The sequence below is a fragment of the Planococcus sp. APC 3900 genome (assembly GCF_030407735.1).
In the GTDB taxonomy this organism is placed as follows: domain Bacteria; phylum Bacillota; class Bacilli; order Bacillales_A; family Planococcaceae; genus Planococcus; species Planococcus notacanthi.
Genome location: NZ_JASDCT010000001.1, coordinates 397,878 through 416,070 on the forward strand (window position 1 = coordinate 397,878; position 18,193 = coordinate 416,070).

Here is an 18,193-nt window from a genome sequence, read left to right on the forward strand (position 1 = left end):
AGTGGCCAGCTAATGAAGAATAAAAATTATTTTCTCGTTGTCACCTGTATGATTCTGATGTTCATTCTGTCAGCCTGTGGATCCGAGAACGCTGCGTCAGGAAAAGATATATTGAAAATAGGAGTATCCATTCCGGCCGGCTCAAACAATACGGTAAAGAATTGGTATGAAGCAATCAAAACAAGTGGGGAAGAACAAGGGTTTGAAGTTATTGGTATTGATAGTCAAGGAGATCCTAGCAAACAAGTAGGAACCATTGATAATCTGCTGACACAAAATGTAGATGCCCTCGTTGTCTGGCCTTTAGATGCCAATACCGTGCAACCAGCGCTTGACAGAGCACTAGCAAAAAATATTCCGGTCCTCGGCGTGGATTTCAATGTAGCAAAAGGTGGAGACGGTTATAACCTGACAAGCCAAATAATTTTTGATCGGGGAGCGTCTGCTACAGAAGCGGCAAAGCTTTTCGCTGACGCGTTCAAAGACCAAGACGTGGAAGTTGCAGGAATCGGCATGGCCATTCCAGTGCCTGGAAACATCTTTGTCATGTCCAAGTTTAAAGAAGAGACGGAAAAATATAATAACCTAAAGTGGGTGGAGCAGCAGGACAACCCGACTGATAATATTGCTGGAGCGGCTCCGATTATGGCCAATATCCTCACGAAAAACCCAGATGTACGGGCTGTTTTTACTTACAATGATGAAACCGCAATAGGAGCGGCCCAAGCTATAAAAAACGCCAATAAAACTTTATACGAAGAAGACCCAGAAAAAGGAATCATGATTATCGGCGTGAACGCTGAAAAAAGCGGCATCGAAGCGCTTGAACAAGGAAATGTTCATGCGACATTCAACTTAAATCCCATTAAAGCAGGCGTTGAAGCGGTCAATTTTATAAATCAGCATTTTAACGAAGGTACAAAATTGGAAGAACTACCTAAAGAGATTGTGATTCCGGTTCCTATGGTTAATAAAGACACAGAGGACTTCGTTTCATGGGAAGAAGAGCTGAATTCGATATCAGCAGACTAAGGAGCAATGGGAGTGTGAGTTATGAAAAAAGGCGAGGACGCGGTTGAATTCAATAATATTTCCAAATTCTATCCGGGAGTCAAGGCACTTTCAAGCATAAACTTCTCGATTAAGTGGGGGACAATTCTTGGGCTGGCAGGAGAAAACGGTTCAGGGAAGTCGACTCTTCTAAAACTTCTGACAGGAATTGAAAAAGCAAGTGAAGGTGACGTCAAAGTAAGGAGTGAGACTATCACCTCCATAAAAAGTGCACGTCGCCAGAAAATCGCCATGGTCACGCAAGAGCCTTCTTTGGTGGATGAGTTATCTATCGCCGAAAATGTCATCGTGAATGAAAGCGGTAAGTGGTTCGTGAACTGGAAGGAAAAGGAGAAAAAAACTTCCTTCTATTTGGGAAAGCTCGGACTGGATCTCAATGTGAAAAAGAAAGCCGGCAAGTTGTCTCCGGATCAACAGCAATTAGTTTCCATAGCGAAAGCATTGGCAACAGAGCCGACCATTCTGCTTTTAGATGAAGCGACCAGTTCTTTGACAGACGACCAAACAGAATTAGTATTCGAGTTGCTGCAGGAGTTCAAGAAAAACGACAATATTGTTATCTTCATCTCACATAAGCTAAAGGAATATTTAAAAATCTGCGATGAAATCATTGTGCTTCGGGATTCTCATTATATATCCCGGATTTTGCCACCGCACTGGACAGAAGAAAAAATCATCTCGTCGATGGTCGGTAGGGAGTTATCGAATCTTTATCCGATGAAAAAGCAAGCTCAGCACTCGAACATCATGCTGAGCATCAAAAACCTGATAATAAAAAATTCCGCCAACAAATCTTTGGACATCAATATCAGAAAAGGAGAGATATTCGCCTTCTCTGGATTGGTAGGCTGCGGAAGAAGTGAAATCTTGCGGGCGCTTATAGGGGATATGGAATCTGATGGGCACATCGATCTGGATGGAAAAAACTATCCTTGCCAAAACGCGGTAGAAGCATTGAAAAGAGGTGTCACCCTTATTCCTGCTGAAAGGAAATCTGAAGGAATCATCGGCCATTTATCCGTTTATGAAAATGCTGTACTAGGTGTCCGGTCCCAAAAGTCCTTGTTCGGGTTGGTAAACAGGAAAAAGGAAGAAAAAGTCGTTGAGAAGATTATAGCGGATCTGGGTGTGAAAACCGCTTCCGTTCATACACATATTGAACATTTATCCGGAGGCAACCAGCAAAAAGTGATTTTGGGAAGAGCATTATCGATTGCGCCACAAGTGCTACTGCTGGATGAGCCGACACGCGGCATCGATGTCGGTGCAAAATCAGAAATCTATCACCTGCTCCGAAAACTTTCGGATGAAGGGTTAACGGTCATCATTTCCTCTTCCGATTTACAAGAGGTGGTAGGAGTCGCAGACAGAGTCGGTGTCATGTTCAGGGGAGAACTGAAAACGATTTTAACCAACCATGAGGTTACCGAGGAAAACATTATGTACTACGCCACAGGTAACGATTAGAACGGAGGTAACTATGGAAACTGAAACTGCCTTAAAAACCGTCGAAGAAATCAGCCCGAAAAAGATGAACTACAAGCAGTTATTATTGAAATTTTCCGGGATTGGACCACTATTGATTCTGCTATGCATTACAGTGAGTATCATCAACCCGGCATTCCTGACCGTTCAGAACTGGATCAATCTGTTAACAGCAAGTTCCGGAATATGGATTATGGCGATGGCAATGACGCTGGTATTATTAACAGCGGGCTTCGATTTATCGGTTGGCTCCACGATGGCTTTAAGTGGCGTCATGCTCGTTACCTTACTGTCTACCGGGATGCCACAAATCTTGAGCATCGTGGTAACCATAGCAGCTATTACCGCAATAGGTTTTCTCATCAACGGCCTATTGATTGGGAAAGTTGGATTGAATTTCTTTGTGGTCACCCTTGGAACCTTATCGCTGTTTCGTGGTATCGTCTTTGTTTGGACGAACGGGGAAACGAAATATGTTTCTGAGTATCCATTGATCATGGCACTTGGCAACGGAAAGCTCGGTGCGATTCCTTATCCAATCATCATCATGCTGGTTGTTTTTCTCGCATCGTTTTTGTTTTTGAAATACACCAGTTTCGGTCGCTCCATCTACATCGTCGGAGGCAATCCTCATACGGCGAAGCTGTCCGGCATTAACGTCACTTTGGTGATTACCGTGGTTTACGCAATTAGCGCCATGTTTGCAGCATTAGCCGGCATCATCGAAACCGGAAGATTAGCTTCTGCTGCACCAACTATCGGCACAAGCACGGAATTGCTCGTTGCAGCGGCTGTATTGCTCGGAGGAACGAGCTTCAAAGGAGGAGTCGGTGGAGTTGCAGGAACCGCATTAGGCGTCTTGTTCATCGCCGTACTGCAAAATGGACTAAGCTTGGCAAACGTTTCGTCATATTGGCAAAACGTCATCACCGGTATAATTCTAATACTGGCGATATTCCTGAATCACGTTAAATCTAAAAACCTCTAATGCCCACCTATAGGTATCCAGTTAAAGGAGCTTCTTTATCTAAGGAGCTCCTTTTGTTGGTGTGCCCGGCATGGGCGTAATCTATAGGGTGCAAGTCCCGAACTGTGAAGGCAGAAGTAACAGTTAGCCAAGCGCAAGGGTGTCCACGGTGACGTGGAATCTGAAGGAAGCGGGCGGCAAACCTCCGGTCTGAGGAACACGAACTTCATAGAAGGCTATGTGCGATTGGGTGAGCCTGCCAAACAAGGCAAAGCCCTTTCTGCCGAAGGTCGCATGCAGTAAATGAAGCAGATAGATGGAGGGAAAGATTGCGTTCTTACCCGGGGAGGTCTGGTTGGAACGCCAAGTACCCTTGGTAACCTGCCCAGTGATGGGCAGCTGAACAACCAGAAGTCAGCAGAAGCCATAGTACCATCTCGTCTCGAGACGGATGGGAAGGGCTGAACGATTAAGAGAGAACAACATCTTGGCAGGCAGTTTCTGCGTTGAACACAGACAACCCGTGAGGGCTTACTTGACTGGAGGACGTGGTGAATTCCACTGGGGACATCAAGAGGGTGGAGCAGAAACTGGATAAAGAAGAACCGTTGTTCACGGAAAGAGGCATAATGAATGTTAATGGAACAGATTCTCTCACGGGAAAATTTAATACGTGCCCTGAACCGGGTGGTTCGGAATAAAGGAAGCCATGGTGTCGATGAAATGCCTGCACAAAACCTGCGAGCGCATGTCATCGAACACTGGGATACCATGAAAATGGAACTTCTGTCGGGAACCTATCAGCCACAGCTGGTCCGCAGGGTCGAAATCCCGAAACCTGACGGCGGCGTGCGACTGCTTGGCATCCCTACCGTGATTGATCGTTTCATTCAACAGGCGATTGCCCAAGTGTTGTCGTCTATCTATGACCCCACTTTCTCTGACCACAGTTATGGGTTCCGCCCAAATCGGAGTGCCCACGGGGCGGTCAAGAAAGCGAAAGGCTATATCGAAGATGGCAACCGCTGGGTAGTCGATATCGACTTGGAGAAATTCTTCGACCGGGTGAACCATGACAAGCTCATGGGGCTTCTGGCGAAGCGAATCGAGGACAAGCACCTGCTTCAGCTCATCCACAAGTATCTGAAGACCGGCATCTTGATAAACGGAGTCGTTATGAACAGTGAGGAAGGCACTCCGCAAGGAGGTCCTCTCAGCCCGCTGCTCTCGAACATTGTCCTGGATGAACTGGACAAGGAGCTCGAAAAGCGTGGTCACTCGTTTGTCCGCTACGCCGATGACTGCAACATCTACGTGAAAACACCGAAAGCAGGCAACCGGGTCATGAAGTCGGTGACTTCATTTATAGAAGGAAAGCTGAAGTTGAAAGTGAATACCAGCAAATCAGCTGTAGACCGACCATGGAAGCGGAAATTCCTTGGCTTCAGCTTTACTTCCCATAAAGAACCGAAGGTGCGGATTGCGAAAGCGAGCATAAACCGGATGAAAGACAAAATCCGGAACATCACCTCACGAAGTAAACCGTATTCAATGGAAAAGCGAATTGAAAAGCTGAACCAGTACCTGACGGGTTGGTGCGGTTATTTTGCGTTGGCGGATACGCCAAGCGTATTCAAAGACCTAGAATCGTGGATTCGAAGAAGGCTCCGCATGTGCATGTGGAAAGATTGGAAGAAGCCGAGCACGAAAGTGAGAAAACTCATCGGAATGAGCATCCCGAAAGGGAAGGCTTATGAATGGGGCAACTCGCGAAAGAGTTACTGGCGAATTTCAAATAGTCCGGTATTGCATAGAGCCCTCGGAAACTCCTACTGGAGTTCCCAAGGGCTCAAAAGTCTGATAGCACGTTATGAAACTTTGCGTCATACATCTTAATTGAACCGCCGTATACCGAACGGTACGTACGGTGGTGTGAGAGGTCGGGAGTTAATCGCTCCCTCCTACTCGATTGTGCCCGGAATGGGCATAATCTACAGGAGGGAAGTTTCGAACTATGAAGACAGAAGTAAAAGTTCGTTAATTTTAGATATACCGATGTCGAATACAGAACAGCTCCCAAAAAGTAAGCATTTGAAAAGTGACTCTATCGGGGTTCAGTTGACTAAAGCCACCGGTTCTTTTACTTACAGCAACTACTATTCTCTGTATTTGTTTATTTTAGTCGATTCTCTTCCATACGTGTCAACACCTGCTCATTGTCCTTATTGGACAGGTTGGTATAAAGAGAAGTGGTTTCGATGTTGCTATGGCCCAATTGATCCCTAAGGAGAACAATGCTTCCGCCATTTCGGATGAAGTCCGCCGCAAAACTATGTCGGAGCTTGTGAGGACTCATGCCTTCTCCTTGCGCGAATGCAGCAGTGTACTTGGTCACCAAATTTTCAATCGCACGCCGCGACAAAGGACGGGCAATAGCTCCGTAAAGGGAAACGAAAAGGAAAGGGACTTCCTTCGAACCAGGATAACGACTTTCCCGAATGTCTAGGTAGACTTTCAAGTGCTGGATCGCCTGGTCCATGACGCGGACCGTGTCTTCCTTAGCACCTTTCCGCTTGATGTCGATGAGTTGTTTCTTTAAATTGATTTTCTTTACAAGAACGCGGGCGGTTTCACCGAGACGAATGCCGCTGCCGAGGAAAAGGGAGAGGATGGCCAGATCCCGTTCCTTGTCTCGGTTGAACCGTTGTCGTGCAAGTCCACTTTCCAAAGTAGGTTCGTATGCATGTTCGACGAACTGCAGAAAATCGTGGATTTCATGTTCATTCAAAATGACGGAACTGATTTTCTGGGCACGACGGCTGGCCGTCTCTTTTTTCGTGTGCAACATAATTTTGCTCATGACATTTCGGTAGAAGTACGCTTCCCCGTCTTCATCCTCGGTCTCTTTCGTCAGGTAGTTAAAAAGTGACTTTAACGCGTTAACGGAAAGGGCCACGACCGCCTGGCCACGCTTCTTAACCGACTCCTTCTCATATGGGATGGATTCTTCCTTCAGAAATTCAATATACAGTTCAATATCCTGTTTCTTCAGTTCTGCCAGTATGGAAAAGGGAATAGATGCCACATCTGTTGCCTCAGTCAGGTTTTCTCGGAGCAGCCACTGGAAGAAATGCTGGTACCGGTAAAGGTACTGCAATAAGGTATCGGCCGAAAGCCCGGCCCGCTTTTTAGAACGGACATACTCGACAACGTAGAAGGGCATGTCGTTCAGTTGGTTTTCAATCCGCTGGAGGACTTGCAGTTCTTCAGGTGTTAACGCCATACTTTATGGGCCTCCTTGTAGTAACTAATTTTTATATGTTCGCAAAATGTAATTTAAGCGAACAAATGAATGTGAAAAGCGATTTACAAAATCGCTTTTAAGTAATTGGTTAAGCTTTCTTCTACACAACCAGCAATTAAATGGATGAATGGTTGGACTTCGTTTCTCATGCTAGCCATTTCCAGTGTTTCGTAATAGTTTAGTCGCTGTTCATCTTCCGCTTTTACAATAGCAGGAGGGAATCCGTGGCTCATAAGAATCAAATTCATCAACAATCGGGCTGTCCGGCCATTGCCATCAGCAAACGGATGGATATAAACGAATTTAAAATGAAATAAAGCGGCCAGCTCTACGGGATGAAGACGGTCTTTCTCTTGTTCATACCAAGCGAAGAGGTTTTTCATTTCATTATCCACCTGTAGAAAGTGTGGCGGTTCATGCTGACTACCGGAAATCCTAACGTTGATTGAGCGGTAGGTACCGGCATTTTCGTCATCAATATTCTTTAGAATCAAGTGATGAATTGTCTTTAGCGTCCGTTCATCAAGCGGCTCTGTCCGATTGACTTGATCCTCAATGAAGCTGATCGCTTCTGAGTGATTGATGACTTCGAAATGCTCCTGCAGGCGCTTGCCGCCAATGGTCAAGCCGTCCTCCATGACCACCTTAGTCTCAATCAAAGATAAGGTGTTTCCTTCGATAGCATTTGAATTGTACGTCCATTCCACCCGGTACACGTCGCGCAAGTTTTTCACCGCTGCAGGCGGAAGCGGGCGGTGTTGATCCAATTGATTTTTCAATACATCCACGCGATTAAAATAGCTCATTGACTAGCACCTGCTTCTCATAGGATAAAATTAGTTCGGTTATATGATCCGGTTGATTTTTGAGTAGTACAAAAAGAACTGTGTAAGAGATTTTCTTAATGTTTTATTTTTAATGATTGTCCCGTTAGTGAAGAGGTAATGGATCACAAGCCGAATTTATTTTTGCGCGCCATTGATTTTGAATAACCAAAACACTCTCTAAATAACTTCCTGCCGACATAGTGGTGAAAATTAGTGTATTCATGTCTGTAATACTCGTTCCAATAGCTAATCATTCGGTTATAGCTTTTGCAAAAGGACTCTCTATTTTCACTACAAAAGTTCTTAATCCGCTCCGTATCTTGGTCTTTTAAAATGTTATAAGTCATTTCTACGATTTCCACGACATATTCATCGCAAATTTTCACGATATAAGGAATAGTCCAATCTCCATAATCCATCTGAAGCAACAAGTGCATATGCTTTTGGCGAACAAATCCTTCACAACTTCGTGAATAGATACAATGTAAAATCATTTTTTGTTGTTCACTTAAACCTTTTGTAAAATCATTTGAGTTATCCATATAGTAGATGCGGTACGGAAACATGATGACTTCATGGTCTTGATGATACTGAATAATGTCCTCGGAGACATCAATGGTGACATTATTGTATGTTTTATCAGCCATCAATCCAACCACTTTAGTCACTTCATCTTTTAAAGCGTATGGAAACCTACTTTGAAACATACAATCACACCCTTGCTTCAACCCATTTTAACTTTAAGTAAGTCTAATATTCTCATTTTACCATAAGCCTACTCTATTTGTTCGTTAAATAGGTATTTTGCGAACAATTAAAATTCTATATAAAAAAGCCAGTTCTGATGGGCTAACTTTTTTGGAGAAAGCAGCTAAAAAATTTATGTTTACACATGAGAGGTTTATCGGAAGCTGCCATTCATTCTATATATGATTTAAAGAACCCATCAACCTTCACATGAAGGATTAGATTGATGGGTTCTTTGAAATAATACGAAATATAAAGTTCTAAATTGATGCAAGTTATCTCTTAAAGTGACAGTTCAATTATCCTGGAATCATAAGACTGGCCAGAGTCAGTCAAAATCTTTTTTCTCCCATTCGTCTTCAGGGATTTCCAAGTCTTCGCCGGAAAAGCGCTCTTCCTGAAACGGGTCGCCGTTCATGTGGAAACCGTTCTGCTCCCAAAAGCCCGGCTGGTTTTCATCGATGAATTCGATGCCTCGGACCCATTTGACACTTTTCCAAAAATACAGATGGGGTACGATAAAACGCAGCGGGTAACCATGCTTGGCGGTCAACGGTTCGCCGTCAAGTGAATGGGCAAGCAGCACGTCTTCCCGGTCCAAATCGGATAATGCGACATTGGTGGTGTAATCGTAGTCACCGTGAAGCATCACATAGCCGCTTTTCGGCGTTACGCCCAATTCTTTTATCAGGTCAATAAAACGGACGCCGGTAAAGGTATTGTCGAAGCGGGACCAGCGTGTCACACAATGGATGTCGCGTGTTATTGTCGTTTGCGGCAATTTCAGCAGATCTTCATAATGCAGCGTGATTTCCTTATCAACCTGGCCGAAGATTTTCAATGTCCAAGTGGCCATATCGTAAACCGGCACCTCGCCTTCGTGCAGGACAGGAAAGCGCTCGGTCAACACCTGTCCAGGCGGGAGGCGTTCAACCAGAGAAGGATCCACTACAGGGACCCGCGTACGTTTGATTCGTTCGGCTTTGCTCAGCTTCATGTGATCACTCCTTAAAATAAATAAAACTCTTCCACTGAAAAAGGGAAGAGTTGGGTCTGCTGGTGAAATTCTCTTCCTCATCTTTCAGAACATCGTGGTTCTGTTGGATTTGGCACCATTCCAGTTTGTGAACTGGCGGTTGCCGGGCGTCATCGGGCCATTCCCTCTGCCTCTCTTGATAAGGATAAAGCGTATTTAATTTTTGGTATGACTTATTTTACCGAAACCGCTTATTTCTTGCAAGATTATTCGGAAAATAATTCAGCTTCTCTCCGGCTGGCGTTATACTGATAGTACGTGGAGAATCACGTGCATAGCAAGCGTCACTTTTTGTTTATAAGGAGTCCTGCAAAATGAAAAAAATGATCGGCATTATAGGAATGGCCGTACTGTTGAGCGGCTGCACCAACACAACAGCAGAAAACGGCGATGAGCTGCTTGTTTCAACAGCTTCAAGCCTGACAGAAGTGATGAAAAAAATGGAAGAGGAATTTCATCAATTGGAGCCGGATATCGAGCTGTCATTCAATTATGGATCATCGAGCAAGCTGCGAAGCCAAATTGAACAAGGCGCACCGGCAGATTTATTTTTATCGGCCAGTGAAAAGGATATGGAACAGCTGGAATCCGAGCAACTGGTGAAAGCCGAAACTGTGGTGCCTTTTGCTGAAAATCGTCTTGTGCTTGCTTCATTGGAGGAATTTCCGGAAACTGCAGATTTTACAGAAATAGTGATGAATGCAGAAGAAACCATTGCGGTCGGAGAGCCGGACAGCGTACCGGTTGGAAATTTCACAAAGCAGGCGCTGGACAGCCAAGGGTTATGGCAGCCGCTTGAAGGGCGCCTTATCTACGCAAAAGATGCACGGCAAGTGGTGACGTATATCGAAAGCGGAAATGCCGGACTTGGCATCGTCTATTCCTCGGATGCGGTTATTTCCCAGGAAATAAAAGGGGCGCTCGAAGTGCCGGGGCAAGAAAATCCTGTCGTCTATCCGGGAGCGGTCGTAGCGGATTCAGAAAAACAGCAGGCGGCTGTAGCTTTTCTGGATTTTATAACGGGTCCCAAAGGACAGGCTATCTTCGAACAATATGGATTCTTGCCGGCAAATGAGGCAACGCCATGATGCCGTATGATTTGTCGCCGCTTTGGTTATCGCTGAGAGTTGCGGTTATTTCCACTCTATTTGTGTTTTTGGCTAGCTTAGCGCTTGCACGGTTGATGAGCAGACGTGAATTTTTCGGCAAAAGCCTGGTGGAAGCGTTGATTTTGCTGCCATTGGTCTTGCCGCCGACTGTCATCGGCTTCGGCTTGATCGTCTTGTTTGGCGCCAATGGACCGCTTGGGATTCTGCTTGAACAATGGTTTGAATTTCGCGTGGTCTTTACCTGGATCGGGGCAGCGATCGCTTCCTTCGTCGTGTCACTGCCGCTGATGTATCAAAGCGTTATGGCCGCTTTTGATAAAGTGGATCCGCGCTGGGAGAATGTGGCGCGGACGATGGGCGTATCCGAATGGCGGATTTTCCGGACCATCACCTTCCCGCTTGCCTGGTCAGGTATTCTGGCAGGTTTGATTTTGGCATTTGCCCGTGGCATCGGTGAATTCGGAGCCACATTGATGATTGCAGGTTACATTCCAGGCGTTACAGAGACCGTGCCGCTAGCGATTTACTTCGCTTATGAAGCAGGGGATATGGAAAAAGCCCTGTTTTGGGTGCTGATCATTTCGTCGCTTGGAGTAGCTGCCATCACATGGGTCAATTATTGGCGAAAAAAGAATGCTGTACGCATCGGAAGGGAGTGAGTCCATGCTGAAAGTGGATTTTCAAAAACAATTGGATCATTTCAATTTGGAGATGCAATTCGAATTGGATAAAGAAATTCTGGCATTGGTCGGCTCTTCCGGTTCGGGCAAAACAACTTTATTGAACTGCCTAGCAGGCATTGTCCATCCAGATGCAGGAACGATTCTGTTAAACGGCCGACATTTTTATAAGGAAGGACAAAAGCCGCTGAAAATTCAAAAGAGGAAAGTCGGTTATTTATTTCAGGATTATGCACTGTTTCCGCATCTCACTGCCGAAGAAAATATTCTCTATGCACAGCCCGGAAGAACGGGTGTATCGCATATCACCGAACTGACCAAAATTCTTGGCATTACTGGGCTTCTTGGAAAATATCCGCATCAGATTTCAGGAGGCGAAAAACAGCGTGTTGCGTTGACGCGGGCATTGGCTGCACAGCCGGATATCCTGTTGCTGGACGAGCCGTTTTCGGCTTTGGATGATGCCAATCGAGACCGTTGCCAAGAGGAGTTACTGCGGATTCATGAACAATGGCAAATCCCCATCATTTTTGTGACACATCGGATTGCGGATGCTGAAAAATTGGCAGACCGCATTATTCGGGTCGAGAAAGGGCAAATGGCTGAAGAAGCTGTGGTTTGATGTCTGCTGCAGTTTGAGAAAAGCCGTGGTACAGTGATAGTAACGAGTAAACCGTTTGGGTCGCCAAGCGGAGGGAAAAGGGGGAACCAATGTGGATGAACGCTATTCAAGACAGGTCTTATTCAAACCGCTCGGCCAAACCGGCCAGCACAAGCTGGAGTCATCGACCGTCACGATCGTCGGCTGTGGCGCTTTAGGTTCCGCCATTGCTGAAACACTGACACGCGCGGGCATCGGGACCATCCACTTGGTCGACCGGGATTATGTTGAGCTGTCGAATTTGCAACGCCAACAGCTTTTCACCGAAACAGATGCCCAGCAGATGCTGCCGAAAGTCGCGGCTGCCGAGCAAAGGCTGAAAGCGATCCGCAGCGATCTTCAGTTGTTCACGTATTTGGAGCATTTGGATGCGGCAGGGATGGAGAAACTGGCGGCTGTCAGCGATTTGATCCTGGATGCCACGGATAATTTTGAAACGCGCTTGTTGATCAACGACGCTTCTGTGAAATTTGGTGTGCCGTGGATCTACGGCGCCTGTGTCGGCAGTTCAGGAGTGGTTTTTCCATTCATTCCGGGAGAAAGTTCATGTTTCCGCTGCCTGCTGCCGGTGCTTCCCGCAATCAATGAAACCTGTGATACGGTCGGCATCATCTCGCCGGCTGTCCAAGTGACGGCGGCACTTCAATGTACGGAAGCCTTGAAATGGCTGAGCGGCAACCGCGAGGCAATACGGAAAAAGATCCATCATTTCAATCTTTGGGACAACAGCCAGTTGGATATCGGCGTGTCGCGCATCAAAGATCCTTCCTGCAAAACCTGCGGACCGGCTGCCGTGTTCCCGTCACTCAATGAAACGGGTGCGAGTTCCTATGCCGTTCTATGCGGTAGGGACGCGGTGCAGATTCTGCCCGATCCGAACCGTCCCATCACACTGGACGATGCTGAAAAAGTCGGAGCCCGTTTGGAAGCTGGAGTAAAACGGACGCCTTATTTCGTCGAACTGAAGGTCTTCAATCACCGCATGGTGCTGTTCGGAAATGGCCGGTTGCTGATACACGGAGTCCAAAATGTGGCAGCCGGCCGGAAATTATATCATCAAGTATTCGGTTAATCAAAGGGGGAAGTTAAATGTCAGAATCATTCAAAGGGGATCAACAGGTTCGTGTCGCGGTACTGACGATCAGTGATACACGGACAAAAGAAACGGATACGGGAGGCCAGTTCGTGCAGCGGCTTGCCCGAAATGAAGGGCTGGAACTTGTGGAGTACGATGTCGTGGAAGATGACATCGCGTCTATTCGCGTCATCCTGTCGGAATGGTTGGAGAATGAGGAAGTGGATGTAATTATTACAACGGGAGGGACAGGAATCGCCAAACGCGATGTCACGCTCGAGGCGGTCAAACCGTTTTTCGAAAAGGAAATTGACGGCTTCGGCGAGCTCTTCCGTTACGTCAGTTTTTTAGAGGATATCGGCACAAAAGCGCTGTTAAGCCGTGCTGCAGCGGGTATTGCCAACGACAAAGCCATCTTTGTCCTGCCAGGTTCCCGTGGAGCTGTAAAACTGGCGATGGAACGATTGATCTTGCCGGAAATCCAGCATATCCGCTCCGAATTGACCAAGCATCAGCAATTGGATCGTTAAGTGGTTGACGAGTGCTAAAATCATCAATCTGTAAAATGTAAAGCCCCCGGATTTGTCAGTGTATGACAAGTCCGGAGGCTTTTTTTGTTTAATGGATAACTTTGAAATTACTGCTGACCATGTGGTCAGTTGGCTGTTTTCAGTAAATCAAATGCCGTCAACTGCGCTCGTAATCGCCTGATTTTCCGCCGGTTTTCTGGAGCAGCATGGTCGGCCCGATGACCATTTCCTTACCGGCTGCTTTGCACATATCGTAGATAGTTAAAGCAGCAGCTGATGCGGCCGTGAGAGCTTCCATTTCGACGCCGGTTGGCCCTTTTGTTTTGACTTCGGCAGTTAACAGCACTTCAAAATGATGGGCGTCTTCATCGACGTTCCATTGAAATTCAATATCGACACCGCTCAGCGCCAAAGGATGGCACATCGGAATGATTTGCGCAGTATTTTTGGCAGCCATGATGCCGGCAACTTGTGCCACGGCAAAGACATCGCCTTTTTTATTGGTGCCTTCTTTGATCTGCTGGTAAATTGCTTTATTCAGCAGTACCGAAGTGGTGGCGCGGGCTGTACGGACACTGTCCTGTTTGTCAGAGACGTCGACCATTTTGGCGCGGCCCTGGGCATTGAAATGAGTTAGTTCAGACAAAGAAATCATCCTTTCGTTATTGAATGATTTCAGTATAGCACGGCTGGCGGAAGCCGCTAATGAGCCTAATAAAACAAATAAAAAGAATCTTTCTCTAAGATAAAAGGAATAATCTCTGTGGCTGTTACAGAGATTATTATGACGACTTTTCACTCCTTCAAAAACTGTAGCACTTCTTCGCCGGTTTCTTCAGGAGCCTCTTCTGCAAGATAATGTCCGCAATCGATGCCGCGCCCTTTGACGTCATCCGCCCAGTCTCTCCAAACATCCAGCACCTCGTACCACTTCGGTAATGCTCCTTTCTCACCCCACAGGACGAGGACGGGACAGATGATTTTATTTGTTCCCCGGTCGTCTTCGTCCAGTTCATAATCGACGGTGGCACCGGCGCGGTAATCCTCGCACATGGCGTGGATTGTTCCAGGATTTTGGATGCCCCGCCAATATTCGGCAAGCGCCTCGGGACGAAATAGGTGGCGTGTGCCTTGGAAGTAAAAGTTATGAGGATTTGCCTCGATGATCCGTTCTGGAAAGTCAAAAGGCTGGGCAAGGAAAAACCAATGCCAATAGCCTATAGCGAATTCTTTATCCGCTCTTCTAAAGGCTTCTCCGGTTGGAATGATGTCCATGACTACAAGCTTTTCCACCGCATCAGGAAAGTCCAGCGCTAAACGGTAGGCGCATCGGGCTCCCCGGTCATGGCCAATGACTGAGAAACGGGAAAAGCCGAGCTGTTTCATGACGGCTACTTGGTCTCTGGCCATCGCCCGTTTGGAATAAGTTGAATGATCAGGAGAAGAGGCAGGCTTGGAACTGTCACCATATCCCCGCAAATCCGGCATTATCACGGTATAATCCTTTGCCAGCCGTGGCGCAAGCAGATGCCACATTACATGGGTTTGCGGATGTCCGTGGAGCAGAAGCAGTGGAGGGCCAGCTCCTCCATAACACACATAAATCTCCGCCTCGCCAGTGTTAATTGTCGCGGTCTGAAAATTTTCAAGCAACATAGCTTCTCTCCTTTCTTTTTAATACTCCCATTTCCCTCAAAAAGACTTTCCGAACCCCTCTGCAAATACGTTTTCGTTATGGTGAAAGGGGTAGTTAGTAAGCAAACAAAGCGAATTTATTTTCCAGACAGGGGGAGAAGGAGTGGGCCGGAAAAAGGATCGGCACGGATTGACTGTAGTTGTCACTGGAGCTTCGAGCGGTTTTGGCCGGGGCATTGCCCAGCAGCTGGCAGCGGATGGCGCCAATGTGGTGCTGGCGGCCAGGCGGACCGGCTTGATTGAGGTACTTGCAGCAGAGCTCGGCGACCGCACATTGGCTGTAACGACGGATGTCAGCGAGCCAGAGGAAATGGCCAGGCTGATGGCTGCGGCGGAATCCCGTTTCGGCAAAGTGGATGTCTGGATCAATAATGCGGGGCTCGGCATCATGGGATCGTTCACGGACGTTCCGCTGGATGACATGTTGCGTTTAGTGGATATCAACTTGAAAGGCATGATTTATGGCAGCCACTGCGCCCTTCACCACTTTAAAGAGAACAGAGCTGGAACCCTGATTAATATGTCTTCTTTTATCAGCAGCGTGCCGCTGCCGTTCGGCGCTGTCTATTGTGCAACGAAATATGGCATTGCAGGACTGACTGCAGGCCTGCATCTGGAAATGGAGATGGAAGGGTGGAAAGATATCCATGTTTGTATGGTGCATCCGTGGGTTACCGACACACCCTGGCCTGAGCATTCCGGAAACTACAGCGGCCACGAAATTACGTTGGGGCCGGTCGATGATCCAGAAACTGTGATTGCCGCTGTTATTGACTTGATTGAACGGCCGCAGGAAAGTGTGGAAATCGGCATCAAATCAAAAGCCGCCATTGTCTCCAAGCAGATGATGCCCCACATTACGGAGAAATTGAATGGCGCTTTATTGCTGGAGATGCTGAAGGCAGCGCCGATCGCCAAAAACACTTCGGGCAGCATCCATTCACCTCGGCCGGAAGGGATAGCGGTCTCTGGAAATATGCGGAACCGATTGAAGCAACAGCTTCGAAAAGGAAAGCAACACTGAAGCCAGTTTTACGGATAGGAGGAATAGACATGGCAACTGAAGTAAAACGTGCAGGACTGACGGTCGTCATAACGGGCACCTCGAGTGGCATCGGCAAAGGCGTGGCACAGCAGCTGGCCGCGCAAGGAGCCAATGTTGTAGTAGCGGCACGCCGCACCAAGGAAATTGAAGCACTGGCGGACTCCTGTGGCCCGAATGCCATTGCAGTGACGGCGGATGTCAGCCGGGAAGAAGACGTCGCTAAGCTGTACGAAGCAGCGATGGAAGAGTTCAGTAAAATTGATGTCTGGATCAATAACGCAGGGATTGGAACATATGGTTCATTCACGGATAGACCGCTAAGGGATTTGAACCGGACGGTGGAAATCAATTTTCTTGGCACTATTTATGGCAGCCACTATGCCTTGAAACAATTCAAGAAGCAAGAGTATGGAACGCTGATCAACGTTTCCTCTTTCGCCAGCAAAACGCCGCTGCCTTTTGGAGCCGCGTACACAGGCAGCAAATACGGTATTTCAGGCTTAAGCAACGGCTTGCATCAGGAGATGAGAATGGACGGCTTTGACGATATCCATATCTGTTCAGTGGATCCATGGGTAACCGATACCCCTTGGACAAAGCATGCGGGCAATTACAGCGGCCATGAAATTCTTGTCGGACCGGCAGATGATCCGCAAAAAGTGGTGGATACCATCATCGGGCTCATTGATAATCCGAAAAAATCAGTGGAAATTGGCGCTAAATCCAAAGGTATTGCGATTGCCGGTTCGTTGATGCCGAAAACGACTAAAGGATCGACCGGACGCACTCTATTTAATATGATCCAGGAAGCCCCACCTGCTCCGCCGACATCCGGCAGCCTGTATGAATCCAGTCCTGAAGGGACAAGCGTGTCAGGTGATTTGCGTGAGCGGCTGAAAACCAAAACGTGACTCAATGCAGAACTGAGGAGGAATGAAAATGGCAAAAAAGAAATCCCATGAAGGAGTGACGGTGGTCATCACTGGTGCTTCCAGTGGATTTGGAAAAGGTGTCGCAAGGGAACTGGCTGCACAAGGAGCCAATGTCGTGCTTGCCGCACGCCGTGTGGGCCTGCTTGAAAAGCTGGCAGAAGAACTGGGTCCGAATGCGGTTGCGGTGAGGACAGATGTCAGCCTGGAAGAGGAAGTGGCGCATCTCTTTGAAACGGCGTTGGCACGTTTCGGGAAAATTGATGTGTGGATTAACAATGCCGGAGTCGGCGCAATTGGTCCGTTTACTGAAATCCCGATCAAGGACTTGGCGCGGGTGGTCGATGTCAATGTCAAAGGCACCATCAATGGCAGCCACTTTGCCTTACGCCATTTCAAAGAAGTGAAACGGGGCATCCTCATTAATATCGGTTCCATCACAAGCGAAATCGCTTTTCCTTATTACACCGGATACAGTGCCAGCAAGCATGCTGTGCTGGGGCTCAGTGCTGCGTTGAATGAAGAAGTGAAACTGGAAGGTTTTGATGATATCCATGTCTGCACTGTGCTGCCATGGGCGACTGATACCCCCTGGTTTGAACATACGGGAAATTACACAGGGCATGCCGCTGAAATGAAGCCGATGGATGATCCGGAAATCGTCATTGAGGCAATCATTAGCTTGATCGATAAACCGCAGGAAACTGTGGCAGTCGGTGCGAAATCCAAAGCATCGGCCGTTTCCAGCCATATTCTGCCCGGTGCTACTGAAAAAATGAATGCGAAATTTGTTCAAAAAGTGATTGAAGATGCACCGCCGGCCGGTCCGACTAACGGCAGCCTCTATATTCCGATGGAAAAAGGAACGGAAGTGGAAGGCGGAATCCGGGAGCGGATGAAACGAGAATAAGTGATAGGCTCAAATGAAAGAAGATTCACTCCTCAGAGCGGATCTTCTTTTTATGTGTCAGTAAAAATATGGTTTTTTAATTATTAATGGAGATTTGTTCTATCATTTACATTATTCTTCCA

General features: G+C 47.1%; 18 protein-coding genes and 1 riboswitch. Of the genes, 12 read left to right on the plus strand and 6 right to left on the minus strand.

The window, feature by feature from the left end; all coding sequences use genetic code 11:
- Nucleotides 1-12 precede the first annotated feature (12 nt).
- The 4 genes from QMA04_RS01990 to ltrA all read left to right on the plus strand — a co-directional run bounded on the left by QMA04_RS01990 (nt 13) and on the right by ltrA (nt 5,419).
- Nucleotides 13-1,032 (plus strand): sugar ABC transporter substrate-binding protein, encoded by a 1,020-nt coding sequence (locus QMA04_RS01990; protein ID WP_290183804.1) that lies wholly within the window; start codon nt 13-15, stop codon nt 1,030-1,032.
- A 21-nt stretch (nt 1,033-1,053) separates the two neighbouring features.
- Complete coding sequence (locus QMA04_RS01995) at nt 1,054-2,538, plus strand: sugar ABC transporter ATP-binding protein (RefSeq protein ID WP_290183805.1); 1,485 nt, start codon at nt 1,054-1,056, stop codon at nt 2,536-2,538.
- Nucleotides 2,539-2,551: 13 nt separating this feature from the next.
- The gene (locus QMA04_RS02000) at nt 2,552-3,544 is read left to right on the plus strand and encodes an ABC transporter permease (protein ID WP_290183806.1); all 993 of its coding nucleotides are present in this window, start codon (nt 2,552-2,554) and stop codon (nt 3,542-3,544) included.
- A 612-nt stretch (nt 3,545-4,156) separates the two neighbouring features.
- Nucleotides 4,157-5,419, plus strand: a complete 1,263-nt coding sequence (ltrA, locus tag QMA04_RS02005) for a group II intron reverse transcriptase/maturase (RefSeq protein WP_290183807.1) — start codon at nt 4,157-4,159, stop codon at nt 5,417-5,419.
- 277 nt (nt 5,420-5,696) lie between these two features.
- Here the strand turns inward: ltrA and xerS are convergent, their stop codons facing one another.
- The 4 genes from xerS to QMA04_RS02025 form a co-directional block, all read right to left on the minus strand.
- Entirely contained in the window at nt 5,697-6,806 is a 1,110-nt protein-coding gene (gene xerS, locus QMA04_RS02010; protein WP_290183808.1) for a tyrosine recombinase XerS, read from the minus strand.
- A gap of 83 nt (nt 6,807-6,889) precedes the next feature.
- Nucleotides 6,890-7,633, minus strand: coding sequence for a Fic family protein (locus tag QMA04_RS02015; RefSeq protein WP_290183809.1), 744 nt, complete (start codon nt 7,631-7,633; stop codon nt 6,890-6,892).
- 143 nt (nt 7,634-7,776) lie between these two features.
- The gene (locus QMA04_RS02020; protein ID WP_290183810.1) at nt 7,777-8,361 is read right to left on the minus strand and encodes a hypothetical protein; all 585 of its coding nucleotides are present in this window, start codon (nt 8,359-8,361) and stop codon (nt 7,777-7,779) included.
- A gap of 368 nt (nt 8,362-8,729) precedes the next feature.
- On the minus strand, nt 8,730-9,392 hold the full coding sequence (locus tag QMA04_RS02025) for a sulfite oxidase-like oxidoreductase (protein WP_290184026.1): 663 nt from the start codon (nt 9,390-9,392) through the stop codon (nt 8,730-8,732).
- A gap of 80 nt (nt 9,393-9,472) precedes the next feature.
- Nucleotides 9,473-9,583: riboswitch (SAM riboswitch) on the minus strand.
- A gap of 168 nt (nt 9,584-9,751) precedes the next feature.
- Between QMA04_RS02025 and modA the strand changes: the two genes are divergently transcribed.
- The 5 genes from modA to QMA04_RS02050 all read left to right on the plus strand — a co-directional run bounded on the left by modA (nt 9,752) and on the right by QMA04_RS02050 (nt 13,492).
- Complete coding sequence (modA, locus tag QMA04_RS02030) at nt 9,752-10,525, plus strand: molybdate ABC transporter substrate-binding protein (protein WP_290183811.1); 774 nt, start codon at nt 9,752-9,754, stop codon at nt 10,523-10,525.
- Nucleotides 10,522-11,205: a molybdate ABC transporter permease subunit gene (gene modB / locus QMA04_RS02035; RefSeq protein WP_290183812.1), complete on the plus strand. Its 684-nt coding sequence runs from the start codon at nt 10,522-10,524 to the stop codon at nt 11,203-11,205. Before modA ends, modB begins: the two co-directional genes overlap by 4 nt.
- A 4-nt stretch (nt 11,206-11,209) precedes the next feature.
- A complete protein-coding gene (locus tag QMA04_RS02040; protein ID WP_290183813.1) occupies nt 11,210-11,848 on the plus strand; it encodes an ATP-binding cassette domain-containing protein in 639 nt (212 codons plus the stop codon).
- 91 nt (nt 11,849-11,939) lie between these two features.
- Nucleotides 11,940-12,959: a ThiF family adenylyltransferase gene (locus QMA04_RS02045; RefSeq protein WP_290183814.1), complete on the plus strand. Its 1,020-nt coding sequence runs from the start codon at nt 11,940-11,942 to the stop codon at nt 12,957-12,959.
- A 17-nt stretch (nt 12,960-12,976) separates the two neighbouring features.
- Nucleotides 12,977-13,492: a MogA/MoaB family molybdenum cofactor biosynthesis protein gene (locus QMA04_RS02050; protein WP_290183815.1), complete on the plus strand. Its 516-nt coding sequence runs from the start codon at nt 12,977-12,979 to the stop codon at nt 13,490-13,492.
- Between the two features lie 157 nt (nt 13,493-13,649).
- On the opposite strand, the gene moaC is transcribed toward QMA04_RS02050, so the two are convergent.
- Together moaC and QMA04_RS02060 are read right to left on the minus strand one after the other, a co-directional pair.
- Nucleotides 13,650-14,138: a cyclic pyranopterin monophosphate synthase MoaC gene (gene moaC, locus QMA04_RS02055; RefSeq protein ID WP_290183816.1), complete on the minus strand. Its 489-nt coding sequence runs from the start codon at nt 14,136-14,138 to the stop codon at nt 13,650-13,652.
- 149 nt (nt 14,139-14,287) lie between these two features.
- Nucleotides 14,288-15,091: an alpha/beta fold hydrolase gene (locus tag QMA04_RS02060; protein WP_290183817.1), complete on the minus strand. Its 804-nt coding sequence runs from the start codon at nt 15,089-15,091 to the stop codon at nt 14,288-14,290.
- A 199-nt stretch (nt 15,092-15,290) separates the two neighbouring features.
- Between QMA04_RS02060 and QMA04_RS02065 the strand changes: the two genes are divergently transcribed.
- The 3 genes from QMA04_RS02065 to QMA04_RS02075 are packed head-to-tail and all read left to right on the plus strand — an operon-like array spanning nt 15,291 to nt 18,071.
- Nucleotides 15,291-16,211, plus strand: coding sequence for an SDR family NAD(P)-dependent oxidoreductase (locus QMA04_RS02065; RefSeq protein WP_290183818.1), 921 nt, complete (start codon nt 15,291-15,293; stop codon nt 16,209-16,211).
- Between the two features lie 29 nt (nt 16,212-16,240).
- Nucleotides 16,241-17,143 (plus strand): SDR family NAD(P)-dependent oxidoreductase, encoded by a 903-nt coding sequence (locus tag QMA04_RS02070; protein WP_290183819.1) that lies wholly within the window; start codon nt 16,241-16,243, stop codon nt 17,141-17,143.
- A 28-nt stretch (nt 17,144-17,171) separates the two neighbouring features.
- Entirely contained in the window at nt 17,172-18,071 is a 900-nt protein-coding gene (locus QMA04_RS02075) for an SDR family NAD(P)-dependent oxidoreductase (RefSeq protein ID WP_290183820.1), read from the plus strand.
- The last annotated feature ends 122 nt before the right edge of the window (nt 18,072-18,193 follow it).

What these genes read in the sequence shown, in the direction of transcription:
- QMA04_RS01990 (WP_290183804.1), top strand. Translation starts at nt 13, where the DNA reads ATGAAGAATAAAAATTATTTTCTCGTTGTCACCTGTATGATTCTGATG.
- QMA04_RS01995 (WP_290183805.1), top strand. Translation starts at nt 1,054, where the DNA reads ATGAAAAAAGGCGAGGACGCGGTTGAATTCAATAATATTTCCAAATTC.
- QMA04_RS02000 (WP_290183806.1), top strand. Translation starts at nt 2,552, where the DNA reads ATGGAAACTGAAACTGCCTTAAAAACCGTCGAAGAAATCAGCCCGAAA.
- ltrA (WP_290183807.1), top strand. Translation starts at nt 4,157, where the DNA reads ATGTTAATGGAACAGATTCTCTCACGGGAAAATTTAATACGTGCCCTG.
- xerS (WP_290183808.1), bottom strand. Translation starts at nt 6,806, where the DNA reads ATGGCGTTAACACCTGAAGAACTGCAAGTCCTCCAGCGGATTGAAAAC.
- QMA04_RS02015 (WP_290183809.1), bottom strand. Translation starts at nt 7,633, where the DNA reads ATGAGCTATTTTAATCGCGTGGATGTATTGAAAAATCAATTGGATCAA.
- QMA04_RS02020 (WP_290183810.1), bottom strand. Translation starts at nt 8,361, where the DNA reads ATGTTTCAAAGTAGGTTTCCATACGCTTTAAAAGATGAAGTGACTAAA.
- modA (WP_290183811.1), top strand. Translation starts at nt 9,752, where the DNA reads ATGAAAAAAATGATCGGCATTATAGGAATGGCCGTACTGTTGAGCGGC.
- modB (WP_290183812.1), top strand. Translation starts at nt 10,522, where the DNA reads ATGATGCCGTATGATTTGTCGCCGCTTTGGTTATCGCTGAGAGTTGCG.
- QMA04_RS02040 (WP_290183813.1), top strand. Translation starts at nt 11,210, where the DNA reads ATGCTGAAAGTGGATTTTCAAAAACAATTGGATCATTTCAATTTGGAG.
- QMA04_RS02050 (WP_290183815.1), top strand. Translation starts at nt 12,977, where the DNA reads ATGTCAGAATCATTCAAAGGGGATCAACAGGTTCGTGTCGCGGTACTG.
- QMA04_RS02070 (WP_290183819.1), top strand. Translation starts at nt 16,241, where the DNA reads ATGGCAACTGAAGTAAAACGTGCAGGACTGACGGTCGTCATAACGGGC.
- QMA04_RS02075 (WP_290183820.1), top strand. Translation starts at nt 17,172, where the DNA reads ATGGCAAAAAAGAAATCCCATGAAGGAGTGACGGTGGTCATCACTGGT.